Below are 13,053 nucleotides of genomic sequence, written 5' to 3'. Positions count from 1 at the left end.
AGACCGGAGTGACCGCGCATGCCGACGAGAGCGAACACCCGCTGCGGACCCGGTGGGCCGGGGTCCACGGGGGGCCTGACTGTTCTGCACGTGGTCCAGCCCGTCGAGGGGGGCGTGGCCCGGGTCGTCACGGACTTGGTGCGGGACCAGCTGGGCAGCGGATTCCGGGTCGCCGTGGCATGCCCCGAAGGTGGCCCGCTCAGCGCCGAACTCACGCGCCTGGGTGCCCGGGTGCACCCCTGGCGGGCCACCCGCTCGCCCGGTCCCGCGCTGCTCGGCGAGACGCTGCGGGCGGCCCGGCTCATCCGGCTCGTACGCCCCGATGTGATCCACGCGCACAGCGCGAAGGCCGGGGTGGCCGCCCGGCTCGCGGTGCGCGGCAGGGTGCCCACCGTCTTCCAGCCGCATGCCTGGTCGTTCGAGGCGGTCGACGGGATCATCGCCTTCCTTTCCCGGGGTTGGGAGCGCGCCGCCGTGCGCTGGACCTCGCGCGTGGTGTGCGTCAGCGAGGGCGAGCGGGCCACGGGGATGCGGGCCGGCGTCCTCGCGCCCTGCTCGGTCGTCCCCAACGGCGTCGACCTCGACCACTACCGCGCGCCCCACGACGAGACGCTGCCCGACAAGGGCGCTCCCCTGGTCGTCTGTGTCGGACGGCTGTGCCGCCAGAAGGGCCAGGACGTGCTGCTCCGCGCCTGGCGGGACGTATACGAGGCGGTGCCCGGCGCGCATCTCGTGCTGGTCGGCGACGGGCCGGACCTCGCGGCGCTGCGCGCGTCCGCGCCCCGCTCGGTGTCCTTCGTCGGGTCGGTGGCCAGCGCCGCCGCCTGGTACCGGGCGGCCGATCTGGTCGTGCTGCCCTCGCGCTGGGAGGGGATGGCGCTCGCCCCGCTGGAGGCGATGGCGTGCGGGCGACCGGTGGTGGTCACCGATGTCGGGGGCTCGGCCGAGAGCCTCGCGCCCGGACACGCCCCGCTCTGTCTCGTACCGCCGGACGAACCGGGCGAGTTGGCGCGCGCGATCACCCATCTGCTGACGAACCCCGCGCTGCGCACCGTCCTGGCCCGCCAGGGGCACGAGCACGTATCCACCACCCACGACGTGCGGCAGACGGCCCGAAGCATCGCGGAGGTGTACCGCGACGTGGCCGCCCTGCAGCGCTCCGAGCACAGGGAACGCATCAGCCAGTGACCGCGGAAAGCATCGTCCCTTCGGCCGGGGGGCCGCCCCACCGCGCCGGGATGTCATCGGGAACCGTTTCGGTGGTCACGCCCCGCGAGGCGCCGGACCACATCGCCCTGCCGTCCGGGCGGCCGCGCGCGGACCGCGGGTTCGTGTCCGCCCTGCTCACGGTGGACTGCGCGGCCGCGCTGCTCGGCATGCTCGTGCTGCCGTACTCCGGGCTGCCGCCCGGACCCACCGGGCTGCTCGTGGCCACGGCCCTCCTGCTCAACACCCGGGCCGGGCTCTACCGGCCGACGATCGCGCGCGGTGTCCTCGCCGACGTGCCCGCGCTGTTCTTCCGCGTCCTGATCGGCTGGTGCCTCCTTTCGACCGTGCTCGCCCACCAGAGCGCGCTCCTTGACGAGCCGTCCGCCGCGCCGCTCGCCGTGTCCGCGGTCGCCGCGGGGTGCGCCGTCCAGACGCTGGCGAGCGGCGCGGGACGCGGGGCCGCGCTGTGGCTGCGGCGCCGCAAGGCGGTCCGCAGGCCCCGGCCCACGCTGGTGGTGGGCCCGGCGGCCACCGCCGTACGCGTCACAGCCGCGCTGGTGCGTCAGTCCAGCGGCGGCATCCGGCCGGTCGGGGTGGTCGTGCCGCCGACCGAGAGCGCCATCGAGGCCGGGCCCGTGCCAGTGCTGCGCAGCCTGGAGGACGTCCAGCGCGCCGTCATCCAGAACGGCGTACAGGACTGCCTGTTCACGCACGAAGCCTCAACTGCCCTGGAACCAGCCCTGCTTGAGGCCCTGGGCTGCACGCTGTGGCAGCTCGACACGCGCCCACCCGGCCAGGTCGTACCCCGGCAGCAGTCGGACGAGCTGGCCGCCTTCCCCTGCCGTCCGCTGACCAGCACCCCCGCCTCCGCCCCCGGGCTCTTCTTCAAGCGGCTCCTCGACCTGGCCGTCACCGTGCCCGCGCTGATCGCCGCGGCCCCCGTCCTCGCGGTGTGCGCGCTGGTCCTGCGGCGCAGCGACGGGCCCGGGGTGCTGTTCCGGCAGGAGCGGATCGGGCTGCGCGGGCAGACGTTCACACTCCTCAAGTTCCGCACGCTGCGCCCCGACACCGCGCACGAGGCCGCCACCCGCTGGACCATCGCCGACGACCAGCGGATGAGCCGGGCCGGGAACTTCATGCGGCGTACGTCCCTGGACGAGCTGCCCCAGCTGTGGAACGTGATCCGGGGCGATATGAGCCTCGTCGGCCCCCGGCCCGAACGCCCTTATTTCGTCGCCAAGTTCAGCCAGGCGCACCCCGGCTACGCGGCCCGGCACCGGATGCCCGTCGGCCTCACCGGGCTCGCCCAGGTGCAGGGGCTGCGCGGCGACACCTCGATCGAGGACCGGGCCCGCTACGACAACTACTACATCGACCACTGGTCGCTGTGGCAGGACCTGTGCATCCTGCTGCGCACCGCGGTCTGCCTCGTCCGCCCCACGGGGAGCTGAGCGTGTCCGCCGTCGCGGCCACGCCGCCGATGCCGCTGTCGGCCCCGCTGCGGCGGGCCGCGCACCTGCTGCCGCTGCTCGCCGTGATCGCCCTGCTCGCCACTCCTCCGCTGGGCGGCGAGGGCTCGGCGACCGCCGCCGACGCGGCCTGCGGGGTGCTCGTGGTGTGGGCGCTCGTACGGGTCCTGCGCGAGGGCGTCCGGCCGCTGACCCGTACGGCCGCGCTCGTCATGGGACTTCCGGTGGCCGGGATCTGCGTGGCCGCGATGGGCGCCGCGGATCCCGGCACCGCCGTCGCCGGGCTCGGCCGCTACCTCCAGATCTTCGTGCTCGTACCGCTCGCCGTGCTGCTTCTGCTGCGCGACCGCGACGACTTCCGGCTGGCCGCCGCGGCCGTGGTGGCGCTCGCCCTGTTCGAGGGCGGCGTCGGCGTCGTGCAGTACGCGACCTCCACCGGCGCCTCCTACATGGGCGCGAGCATCCGGGCAGTGGGCACCTTCGGCGCCTCGGACATCATGGGCATGGCGACCGTGGTGTCCTGCGGGCTGCTCTGCTCGCTCGGCCTCGCCCTCGACCCGACCCCCGGCGCGAGCCGCACCCAACGGCGGACCGCGCTCGGCTGCGCGGCCGTTCTGCTGCTTCCGCTCGCCGTGTCGTTCAGCCGGGGCGCCTGGATCGCGACAGCCGTCACGGCCCTCGCCCTCCTCCTGCTCTCCGGGGTGCGCCGCGCCCTCGCCGTCCTCGCGGTCACCGCGGCGGCCACCGTCGTCCTCGTCGGCGCGAGCGGATCCGGCACGCAACTCCTCCAGGACCGGCTCGCCAGCATCACCCAGGTCGAGAGCGCCCCCGACCAGTCCGTCACCGACCGGTACACGATGTGGGCGGCGGCGGACCTGATGTGGCGTCAATCCCCCATCACCGGCGTCGGGTTGAAGGGCTTCCCGGACCACCGCGACGCGAACTCGTCGATCGCCCTGTCCTCCGGCAGCGACATCGCGGGAGCCGGCGCCGCGTTCAAACGCCAGCCCCTGCTCTCCCCGCACAACATGTACCTCCTCGTCCTGAGCGAGCAGGGCCTGATCGGGGTCTGCGCCCTCGTCGGCGGCTGGGCCGCGCTCCTGGTCAGCGGCGTACGCAGGCTGCGCCTCGCGCGCAGGCGGGGCACCCCGATGGACTGCGCCCTGGTCGCGAACGGCCTCCTGATCTGGCTGCTCGTCGACTTCTTCTACGGTGACATCGGCGGCCCCTCGACCGCGGTGACCGCACTCGTCCTCGGCCTGGCCGCCTGGTGGGCCCTGGCCGCACGAGGGTCGGAGCGCCCGTGACGGAGACCGCCCCCGGGGCCGCGCCCACGACTTCTCCCGAACCCGGCTCGTCCGGGCGGGTGTTGGCGCGGGCCGCGTTCCTCACCGCCGGCCTCACGGTCGCCGGGGCGCTCCTCGGCCTGCTCCGCGACCAGGCCTTCGCGCACTTCTTCGGAGCCGACACCGACACCGACGCCTTCCTGGTCGCCTGGACGGTCCCGGAAGTCGCCGCGACCCTGCTGATCGAGGACGGCCTGGCCTTCGTCCTCGTACCGGCGTTCAGCCTCGCCCTGGTCGGACGCGCCCGCCACACCGGCCCCGATCCGGTACGCGCCCTGGTCGCGGCCACCCTGCCCCGGCTGATGCTCGCGCTGGCCGCGGGCGGCGCCGTGCTGATCGCCGCGGCCCCCGCCGTGGTCGCGGTGCTCGCGCCCGGCCTGCCCCGCGCGGACCTGGCCGTCGACTGCACCCGGCTGACCGCGACCTGCGTGTTCACCTTCGGGCTCGCCGGGTACTGCAGCGCCGCCCTGCGCGGACACGGCCGCTTCCTGTCCCCCGCGTCGATCTACGTGGCGTACAACGTGGGCATCATCGCCCTGCTCCTGCTGCTCGGCGGGGCATGGGGGGTGCGGGCCGCGGCCGCCGGAGTCGCGCTCGGCGGCGTGCTCATGGTGCTCGTCCAGGTCCCCGCGCTGTGGCGCAGCTGGCGGCACCGCGAGCCCGCCGTCGCCGCCCTGCCCGCCGCGCGCCACCCCGCCCGGGGCACCGCGCAGGCGCTGCGGCTCGCGCTGATCGCCCCGGTCGTGGTGTTCGCCCTGAGCCGCCAGACGCAGGTCCTCATCGAGCGGTTCCTGGCCGCGCCGCTGCCCGCCGGGGCCATCTCGCATCTGAACTACGCCCAGAAGGTGGCGCAGATGCCGATGGTGCTCTCACTGATGCTGTGCACGGTCACCTTCCCCGTCATCGCGCGGGCCCTCGCCTCGGGCGACACCGAGCGGGCCCGGCGCCGGGTGGAGAGCGACCTGATCGTGGCGGGCACCATCGTGCTGCTCGGCGCCTCGGTGGTGGTGGCGTGCGCCCCGCAGATCATCCAAGTCTTGTTCCAGCGCGGCGCGTTCACGGCCCACGACACCGCGGCGACCGCCGATGTGATGCGGGTGTACGCGCTCGGACTGCTCGGCCAGGCCCTGGTCGGGGTGCTCGCCCGCTCCTACTTCTCCGAGGCCCGGCCCCTGTGGTTCCCGGCCTGCGCCATGCTGGCCGGGCTCGCCGCGACCGCCGCGGCGGGGGCCCTCGCCGTACCGGTGTGGGGCGCGCCCGGCATCGCCGCCGCCAACGCGCTCGGCATCACCCTGACCGCGCTCCTGCTCCTGTGGGGCAGCGGGCGGCGCCGCATAGCGCTGTCCGTGCGCTGGGTGGGCGGGCAGCTCGCCCGGCTCGTCGTGGCCGCGGGCGGCGCGACCGCCGCCTGCTGGTGGGGGGCCTCCGTAGCGTCACATCCCGTACTGGCACTGGCGGTTGGCGTCACTTCGGCCGTCGCTGTGTTCGCCGTCGTGGCCCGGCTGCTGCGGGTCCGGGAGTTCTGTCTGCTGTTCCGTCCCCTCACACGAAAGCTCTGTCATGCCCGTTGACACGGCAGTCGGCGCCCCGTGGGGCCCACTGACTGGTTCGCGACCGCGCCCTACCGCTCCGCTGTGGGTGGCCATGTACCACTCGGTGACCCACACCGCGCACGACCCGTACCGCATCACCGTTTCCCCGCGCCGCTTCGAGCGACAGCTGCGCTGGCTGCGAAGACGGGGCCTCAGGGGGGTGAGCATGGCCGAACTCATCCGGGCCCGCACGGCCGGCACCGCCAAGGGCCTGGTCGGCCTCACCTTCGACGACGGGTACGCCGACTTCACGGCCGAGGCCCTCGCGCTGCTCCGCCGCTACGAGTGCACGGCGACGGTGTTCGTCCTGCCGGGCCTGCTCGGCTCCACCAACGAGTGGGACCCGCTCGGTCCGCGCAAGCCACTGCTCGACGAGCGCGGCGTCCAGCAGGTCGCCACCTGGGGCATGGAGGTCGCCTCGCACGGCCTGCGCCACCTCGACCTGACCCACGCCGACGAGGACACACTGCGCCGCGAGGTGCACGAGAGCCGACAACTCCTCATCGGCCTCACCGGCCACGACGTGGCGGGCTTCTGCTACCCGTACGGCGCCGTCGACCTGCGCGCCGTCGACGCGGTCCGCGCGGCCGGCTACCAGTACGCCTGCGCCATCGACCCGGGCCCGCTGACCGGCCGCTACGCCCTGCCGCGCGTCCACGTCGACGAGCGCGACACCAGCTGGCGGCTCCACCTCAAACGCGGTCTGCACCGCTGGCGCCGGCACGACCCCGCCGACCTCCCGGAGGGCACGTGAAGGTCCTGCACATCATCACCGGCCTCGGCGTCGGCGGCGCGGAACACCAACTCCGGTCACTGCTAAGGGAGTTGCCGTACGAGGCCGACGTGGTCACCCTGACCAACCCCGGCGCCGTGGCCCGTGCCATCATCCGCGACGGCGGCCGGGTACGGAACCTGAACATGGCGGGCAACCGCGACCTCGCCGCGCTGCCCCGGCTGACCCGGCTGATCGCCCGCGGCCACTACGACGTCGTCCACACCCATCTCTACCGGGCCTGCCTGTACGGCCGCCTCGCGGCGAAGCTCGCCGGGGTGCGCACCATCGTCGCCACCGAGCACTCCCTGGGCGAGACCCACCTGGAGGGGCGCCCGCTCGGCCCCGGTGTGCGCGGCCTCTACCTGGCGAGCGAACGGCTCGGCACCACGACCGTCGCCGTGTCCCCCACCATCGCCCGCCGCCTGGCCCGCTGGGGCGTGCCGGAGCGCCGTATCCAGGTGGTGCCGAACGGCATCGACAGCGCCCAGTTCGCCTTCAGCGCCACCGCCCGCACCTCCGTACGACGCCAACTCGGCCTGCCCGCAAGGGCGTTCACGATCGGCGCGGTCGGCAGGCTGACCGAGGGCAAGCGGTTCCACGTTCTCATCGACGCGCTCGCCGAACTCCCCGCTGCCCGCCTGGTGTTCGCGGGCGTCGGCGAGCAGGAACAGGCGCTGCGGGCCCGCGCCGAATGGCTCGGCGTGGGCGCGCGCGTGGTCTTCGCGGGCGAGTGCGTCCAGGACGGCACGGCCCCGGCGGGCCAGGGCCCCACCCTGGCCGGGGTCCTGTCCGCGGTGGACTGCCTGGCCTCGCCGTCCGCCGAGGAGGCCTTCGGCCTGGCCGTCGTGGAGGGCCTCGCGGCCGGACTCCGGGTGGCGTACGTGACCTGCCCGGCGATCGACGACCTGCCCGCCGCGTCGGCACCCGGCGCGCTGCGCACCGGCCGCACGGCCACCGCGTTCGCCGACACCCTGGGCGAACTCCAGCGCTCGCGCCGCACCCGCCTCCCCGTCCCGGACGCGGTGCGCCGCTACTGCGTCACCGCGACCGCGGCCCAACTGGTCCAGGTGTACGAGGCGGCCGCGGCCCGCGCGCCACTGCCGCACCCGGCCTCCGAAGCGGCACCGAAGGCGGCGGCCCCGGACGCGGCGAAGGCCCCGGCGGCCGCCCCGACGCACGACCTCTCGACGAACCTCTCGGAGAAAGAAGGGTCCAGATGAGCAGATTCCCCGGCCCATGGAAGCGTCGGAACATGCGCGGCCTGCTGCACGCCCGGCCGCTGCCGCGCTGGTGGCCGCTGCCCGTGTGCGCGCTGCTCGGCGCGACGGCGGGCGGCCTGTACGGCGAGGTGAAGACCCCGGAGTACAGCGCGACCAGCTATGTCGTGGTCACCCCCGCCGAGAAGGCCGACCCGTCGGTCGCTCTCGGTTTCGCGCAGGCGTACGGCCGGGTCGCGACCGAGGTCGCCGTCATCGGGGACGCCCAGGTGTGGGCGGGGGTCAGCGCGGCCACGCTCCGCAACAGCGTGCGGACGGCGACCTCGCCCGACGCGCCGATGGTCGCGATCACCGCCACCTCGGCCCGGGCCGGGGACGCCGCGGGCATGGCCAACGCGGTGGCCCGCGCCCTCACCCTGAACGGCACGCACACCCAGGCCGCCACCGGGGTGCGGGTGGTGCAGTTCGCGCGCGCGGCCGAGCCCCCCACCCCCTCGTCCCCGCCGGCCTCCCTGACGACGCTGGTGGGCGGCTGCGCGGGCGGCCTCCTCGGCGGCCTCACCCTCCTGGCCCGGCCGCGCCGCCGCCGCGCGTGCGAGCCGGAACTCGCCGCCGCGGTACCGGCCCCGGCCGGGGCGGCGTCCGTACCGCAGGAGGTCGGCTAGTGTCCCGGCTCCACGTGGAGGTCTGCACGGACGACCTGCGATTCGCCGACCTGGCACCCAACTGGCACCGCCTGCACAGGAGTTGCGGCACCGCGACCCCGTTCCAGAGCCACGCGTGGCTGCATTCGTGGTGGCTGTCGTACGGGGTGGCGGGACGGCTGCGGGTCCATCTGGCCTACAAGGACGGCGAGTTGGTCGGGGCGGCGCCGCTCATGCGGGTGCTGCGTCCGCTTCCGGCCCTTGTCCCGCTGGGCGGCACCATCTCCGACTTCACGGACGTACTCCTGGACGACACCTGCGCCGAGGAGGCCGCGGCCGCCCTCACCCGGGCGCTGATGGGATCGGCGCGAAGCGCCCTGATCGACCTCGGCGAAGTGCGTCCGGGCGGCGGCGCCGAGCGCCTGCACGCCAACTGGCCTTCCGTGCGGCGCCAGTTGAGCGACTCCAGCTGTCTGGAGCTGCCCGCCGAGGGCATGGACGCGCTCCTCTCTCGCCTGCCGTCGAACCGGGCCCAGCGGGCCCGCGCCAAGCTCCGCAAGATCGACGCGCTGGGCATCGAGCAGCGCGACGTACCGCCCGAGGAGGTTCCCGGGGCGCTGCGTACGCTGCTCGAACTGCACGGGCTCCAGTGGCAGGGCCGCGGGGTGACGCGGGAGCACGCGCGGCCCCGCTTCGAGCAGCATCTGGCGCGCGCGGTGGGCGAGATGACACGGCAGGGGGACGCGGTGGTCACCGAGTTCCGCCTCGACGGCGAGGTCGTCGCCGCCGATCTGACCCTGCTCTCCCCCGCACTCGCGGGCGGCTACCTGTACGGGGCGCACCCGGCGCTGCGCGGCCGCAAGGTGGACGTGGCCACGATGCTGCTGCGGGCCTGCGCCCAGCGCGTCGACGGCAGCGGCCGGGCCGCGCTGAGCATGCTGCGCGGCAACGAGCCGTACAAACAGCACTGGCGGCCCGAAGTCCGGTTCAACCAGCGCTTCCTGCTGGCGCGGCGGCGCACCGTGGCGCTGCTGTGGGCCAGTGCGCTGCACGCGGGGCTGCGGCGCCGGGCGGGCGTCGCGCTGCGGGCGCTGCGGCAGTGGCGGGACGGCAGGCGCCGCCCCGCCACGGAGCCCTCAGGACCGGCGTGAGTACCAGTCGAGGCGGAGGCAGAGCTTGCCTCCCATCCAGTACTCCAGCCAGGGGCTGAGGTCGAGCGGCGAGCAGTTGGCGGGCGGCGTCGGCGTCGCCGGCGAAGTCGGCGTGACGGGAGGAGTCGGCGTGACGGACGGCTCGGCCGGCTTGGGGCTGGGCGCCGTCGGGGGCTGGGGGCTGACCGGGGTCGCCGGGGTGGACGGCTGGGGGGTGGGGTCCTTGCGGCCGTACAGAAGCGTCCGGTAGACCTGCGAGGCGAGGGGGTTGTCGGTGCACTCCCACACGCCGTGCGGGCAGTAGTCGGTGATGGTGTTGTAGACCGGCTTGTGGGCGTCCATCCAGGCCAGCATGCGCCGCATGTATTCCACGTTGTCGCCGTTGCGGAACAGCCCCCATTCCGGATAGGAAATGGGCTTTTTGTGCGCGGCGGCAAAGTCGACGTGCTGCTGGAGTCCGTACGGCTCCTTGACCTGTTGGTCGAAATCCTGGCCCGGGGGCTGGTCGTAGGAGTCCATTCCGATGATGTCGACGAGATCGTCGCCCGGATAGCACTCGGTCCACGGTACGGCGTCACGGCCTCGGCTCGGCGCGAAATCGAAGCGGAATTTCTGCCCCGGCACGGAACGCATGGCGGTGACCGCGTTCTTCCAGTACTTCTTCCACGCCGCCGGATCCGGCCCGCAACGATGGGTGTACGTGGTGCCGTTCATCTCCCAGCCCAGCACGATGACCGTGTCCGGGACCTTGAGCTCGACCAGCCGCTGGGCGAGCTTCTTGAAGTGCGCGTCGTAGTCCCCCTCGGCGCCGTGCGCGAGCAGTTGGCGTACGCGGGCGTCGGGGATGCCGACCTCGTTGAGGGCCTGCATCGGGACGTTGAGGACGAGGGTGCGGTCAGCGCGCTCGCGGCGCCAGGTGGCCCAGTCGCCGAGGAACCCCACCTCGCCCTCGATGTCGGACCAGGTGTTCCCGGGCAGATAGGTGTGCCCGACCCGGATGTCGGCCCCGCCGAGCCATTTCTCCAGCGCGGCGATGCGCTTCACGCCCAGCGCGCCGGAATCCAGAAAGGCGCCGAAATCGGCGACGGAGGGGTGGGCGGGGGGAGGGTCGTTGCCCGCCCGGGGGCGCTGGACATCGATATCGGGCGCCAGTGCCAGACTGAAAAGGGCGCCCGCCGCCAGAACGCTCGTCGTGAAGGTGGCCGCTCGATGACGTCGCTGACGCATGCGCGCTCCCTTGGTTCTGAGGCCTCCCCGGATTCCCGGTTGGAAAATATTCTTATTGCGCCGATAGGGAAGATAAGCAGCCCACGCCGTAAGCCCCCCGAACGGGGTACGGGGCGGGGGTACGGGGCAATACGGCATTCCGAGGCCGCGTCAGAACCCTTACGCCCGGGGCTCGGCACGCCGAAGGGCCCGGCCCCTGAGGAGGAGCCGAGCCCTTCAACGTACGCATGAGCCAGACCAACTGGCCGTATTCATAAGGGGGTTACTGGAATGAATTACTGGTGGGAGTTACTGGTGCCGTCCCTCGGCCCCCACCCCGAGCCCTCGGCCGTCACTTGCCGCGGATGGGGGCCTGGCGGACACCGTCAGGCGTCGGCCATCGCCCTGCCACGCCGGTAGAGAAGGCCCCCTCCGAGCACAAGAGCGGCGGCCCCGCCCGCGGCGGCGAGAAGCGACGACTCGGCCCCGGTGTCAGCGAGACGCGGCCCAACGGGAGCGTGCGCCGCGGCCGGCGGTCCTACGACCCTGGGCGCGGTGCGCACCGCGGGGTGGGGAACGGGGTACTGCGCGGGCGGGACGTGGTGCATGGGGGGCGTGTGGTGGATAGGCGGTGTGTGGTGTGCGGGGGGCGCGTGCCGGACGGGCGGTGCTGCGGGTGCCGCAGGCGCGTGGTGCACCGGGGGTACGTGGTGCACAGGAGGTGTGTGGCGCACCGGCGGAGCCTCGTGCACCGGAGGTGCATGGTGCACGGGCGGTGCGTGATGAACCGGAGGCATGTGGTGCACCGGAGGTACGTGGTGCACGGGAGGTGCATGGTGAACCGGCGGGGCCTCGTGCACCGGAGGTACGTGGTGCACAGGCGGGGCGTGGTGCACGGGCGGGGCGTGGTGGACCGGCGGTACGTGATGTACGGGCGGGGCGTGGTGGACCGGAGGCACATGACGGACCGGCGGCGTGTGATGCACGTGCGGTGCATGGTGCTTCTGCGGGGCATGGTGGACCGGCGGCGTGTGATGTGCGGGCGGCGTGTGATGCGCCGGCGGGGCATGGTGCGTACCGGTCTCATGCGGGGCCTCGCCCGGGCCGGTCCGGCAGTGGTTGCCCATCGTCGGGTTGAGCAGGCCCACGACGTTCGCCGTGATCCCGCACACCTGCACCGGCACGTCGATCGGCGCCGCCCCCGAGTTGCCCGACAGGACACCCGGGGAGTCGCTCGTCACGGAACGCGCCTGACTGGCGGCGGCCCGGTGGCGCTCGGGCTCGTTCGCCTTCGCGTCCTTCTTCTCGCGCGAGCGCTCTCGTGAGCTGTCGCGCGAAGCCCCGTACGCTTCGTCGAAGCCGTAACGGGCCCCCTCTTCAGCCGCGCGGTCGGCCATGGCTTCGGCCTTCTCGATGGCCTCTTCGGCGGCCTTCTCGGCAGCCTTCTCGGCGGCCGTCTCAGCGCCCGGCGAGTTCGTCGCGCAGTGGTTGCGGAAGGTCGGGTTGAGCACTCCGACCGGACCACCCGTGTTCCCGCACCCCTGGACCGGGGCGTCCACCGGCGCCGAAACCGCGTTCCCCGACAGCAGGCCCGGTGAGCCGATGGTCTCGGCGTCGGTGCCGGCCGCCTGGGCATAGCCTCCGCTCATCGAAAGGACGCTCGTGGCTGCCATGGCAGTGAACAGGGTCTTGCTGATGACCTGGCGCAATGGGCTGTCTTCCGTGTCGCGGGGAAAAGGGGAAGGGTGGGGGAAACCGACTTTGGGGCGTGCGATGGGCACGCCCCAAAAGGCCAGAGTGGAGACTCCTGGCGCTACATCACTTGTTGATGCAGGTGTTGCCGAACGCCGGGTCCAGCAGCGCGATGACGTTGACCGTGTTGCCGCACAGGTTGACCGGCACGTGGACCGGAACCTGGAGCAGGTTGCCCGACAGGACACCGGGGCTGCCGATGGCGGCACCATCGGTGCTGGCGTCGGCGAACGCCGGAGCGGCGGCACCACCAGCGGCGATGGCCAGGCCGGCCATGGCCGTCGCAGCCTTCATGTACTTCACGTGTATTTCCTTCCCTCAGTCAAAAAGTCGCGCAACCAGTCGTTGCTCACGGCGCGTAGCCAGAGCTTTCGCCCAGGAGCCGCTGACGACTGGGTAACGATCGGCCCAGGCAAAGGAAACCGAAGAGGAAGAGCCCTGCCGAGTTCCTCACCCAAATGGCAGGAAGGGGTGCTCTCGCTCTTCGGCGCTTTACCCGAAAGTAATTCGGCGCACAAAAGAACTCGGGCCGACTCGGTCCGGAGGCGACCGCGGCGCCCGAGCGGCTGCGTACGCGGCTCAGTGCTTGTCGTCACCGTTGCCGGAGAGGAGCGCGGCCCGGTTCAGGACGTGGGAGAGCGGCTCGTCGCCCTTGGCCTGGGTCGAGTTCTCGGTGCACTGCTGGTTCTGCG

Annotated in this window: 11 protein-coding genes and 1 pseudogene; 8 read left to right on the top strand and 4 right to left on the bottom strand. The window is 73.3% G+C overall.

Features of this window, described 5'->3' with window-relative positions; genetic code table 11:
- Positions 1 to 90 precede the first annotated feature (90 nt).
- The 8 genes from ACWC2B_RS32730 (at position 91) to ACWC2B_RS32695 (ending at position 9,403) form a co-directional block, all read left to right on the top strand.
- Complete coding sequence (locus tag ACWC2B_RS32730) at positions 91 to 1,188, top strand: glycosyltransferase (RefSeq protein WP_450723038.1); 1,098 nt, start codon at positions 91 to 93, stop codon at positions 1,186 to 1,188.
- Positions 1,189 to 1,259: 71 nt separating this feature from the next.
- Positions 1,260 to 2,660 carry a sugar transferase gene (locus ACWC2B_RS32725; RefSeq protein WP_450723036.1) on the top strand — a complete coding sequence of 467 codons (1,401 nt, stop codon included), beginning with the start codon at positions 1,260 to 1,262 and terminating at the stop codon, positions 2,658 to 2,660.
- 2 nt (positions 2,661 to 2,662) lie between these two features.
- Positions 2,663 to 3,985 carry an O-antigen ligase family protein gene (locus ACWC2B_RS32720; RefSeq protein ID WP_450723034.1) on the top strand — a complete coding sequence of 441 codons (1,323 nt, stop codon included), beginning with the start codon at positions 2,663 to 2,665 and terminating at the stop codon, positions 3,983 to 3,985.
- Positions 3,982 to 5,595: a murein biosynthesis integral membrane protein MurJ gene (gene murJ, locus ACWC2B_RS32715; RefSeq protein WP_450723032.1), complete on the top strand. Its 1,614-nt coding sequence runs from the start codon at positions 3,982 to 3,984 to the stop codon at positions 5,593 to 5,595. The genes ACWC2B_RS32720 and murJ overlap by 4 nt, the downstream gene beginning before the upstream one ends.
- 73 nt (positions 5,596 to 5,668) lie before the next feature.
- Entirely contained in the window at positions 5,669 to 6,370 is a 702-nt protein-coding gene (locus ACWC2B_RS32710; RefSeq protein ID WP_450723030.1) for a polysaccharide deacetylase family protein, read from the top strand.
- The gene (locus ACWC2B_RS32705; RefSeq protein ID WP_450723028.1) at positions 6,367 to 7,611 is read left to right on the top strand and encodes a glycosyltransferase; all 1,245 of its coding nucleotides are present in this window, start codon (positions 6,367 to 6,369) and stop codon (positions 7,609 to 7,611) included. The genes ACWC2B_RS32710 and ACWC2B_RS32705 overlap by 4 nt, the downstream gene beginning before the upstream one ends.
- Positions 7,612 to 7,643: 32 nt before the next feature.
- Positions 7,644 to 8,273, top strand: a complete 630-nt coding sequence (locus ACWC2B_RS32700; RefSeq protein WP_450723026.1) for a lipopolysaccharide biosynthesis protein — start codon at positions 7,644 to 7,646, stop codon at positions 8,271 to 8,273.
- On the top strand, positions 8,273 to 9,403 hold the full coding sequence (locus ACWC2B_RS32695) for a GNAT family N-acetyltransferase (protein ID WP_450723024.1): 1,131 nt from the start codon (positions 8,273 to 8,275) through the stop codon (positions 9,401 to 9,403). The genes ACWC2B_RS32700 and ACWC2B_RS32695 overlap by 1 nt, the downstream gene beginning before the upstream one ends.
- Here the strand turns inward: ACWC2B_RS32695 and ACWC2B_RS32690 are convergent.
- The 4 genes and pseudogenes from ACWC2B_RS32690 to ACWC2B_RS32675 all read right to left on the bottom strand — a co-directional run.
- On the bottom strand, positions 9,389 to 10,630 hold the full coding sequence (locus tag ACWC2B_RS32690) for a glycoside hydrolase family 26 protein (protein WP_450723022.1): 1,242 nt from the start codon (positions 10,628 to 10,630) through the stop codon (positions 9,389 to 9,391). The two genes, ACWC2B_RS32695 and ACWC2B_RS32690, sit on opposite strands and share 15 nt — an antisense overlap.
- 365 nt (positions 10,631 to 10,995) lie before the next feature.
- Positions 10,996 to 12,282, bottom strand: coding sequence for a chaplin (locus tag ACWC2B_RS32685; RefSeq protein WP_450723020.1), 1,287 nt, complete (start codon positions 12,280 to 12,282; stop codon positions 10,996 to 10,998).
- A gap of 145 nt (positions 12,283 to 12,427) precedes the next feature.
- Positions 12,428 to 12,655, bottom strand: coding sequence for a chaplin (locus ACWC2B_RS32680; RefSeq protein ID WP_450723144.1), 228 nt, complete (start codon positions 12,653 to 12,655; stop codon positions 12,428 to 12,430).
- A gap of 285 nt (positions 12,656 to 12,940) precedes the next feature.
- Positions 12,941 to 13,053, bottom strand: a pseudogene (locus tag ACWC2B_RS32675) (rodlin); the annotation flags it as partial.

The sequence above is a fragment of the Streptomyces sp. NPDC001415 genome, from assembly GCF_053597395.1.
This window is presented reverse-complemented; position numbering and strand designations above follow the sequence as displayed.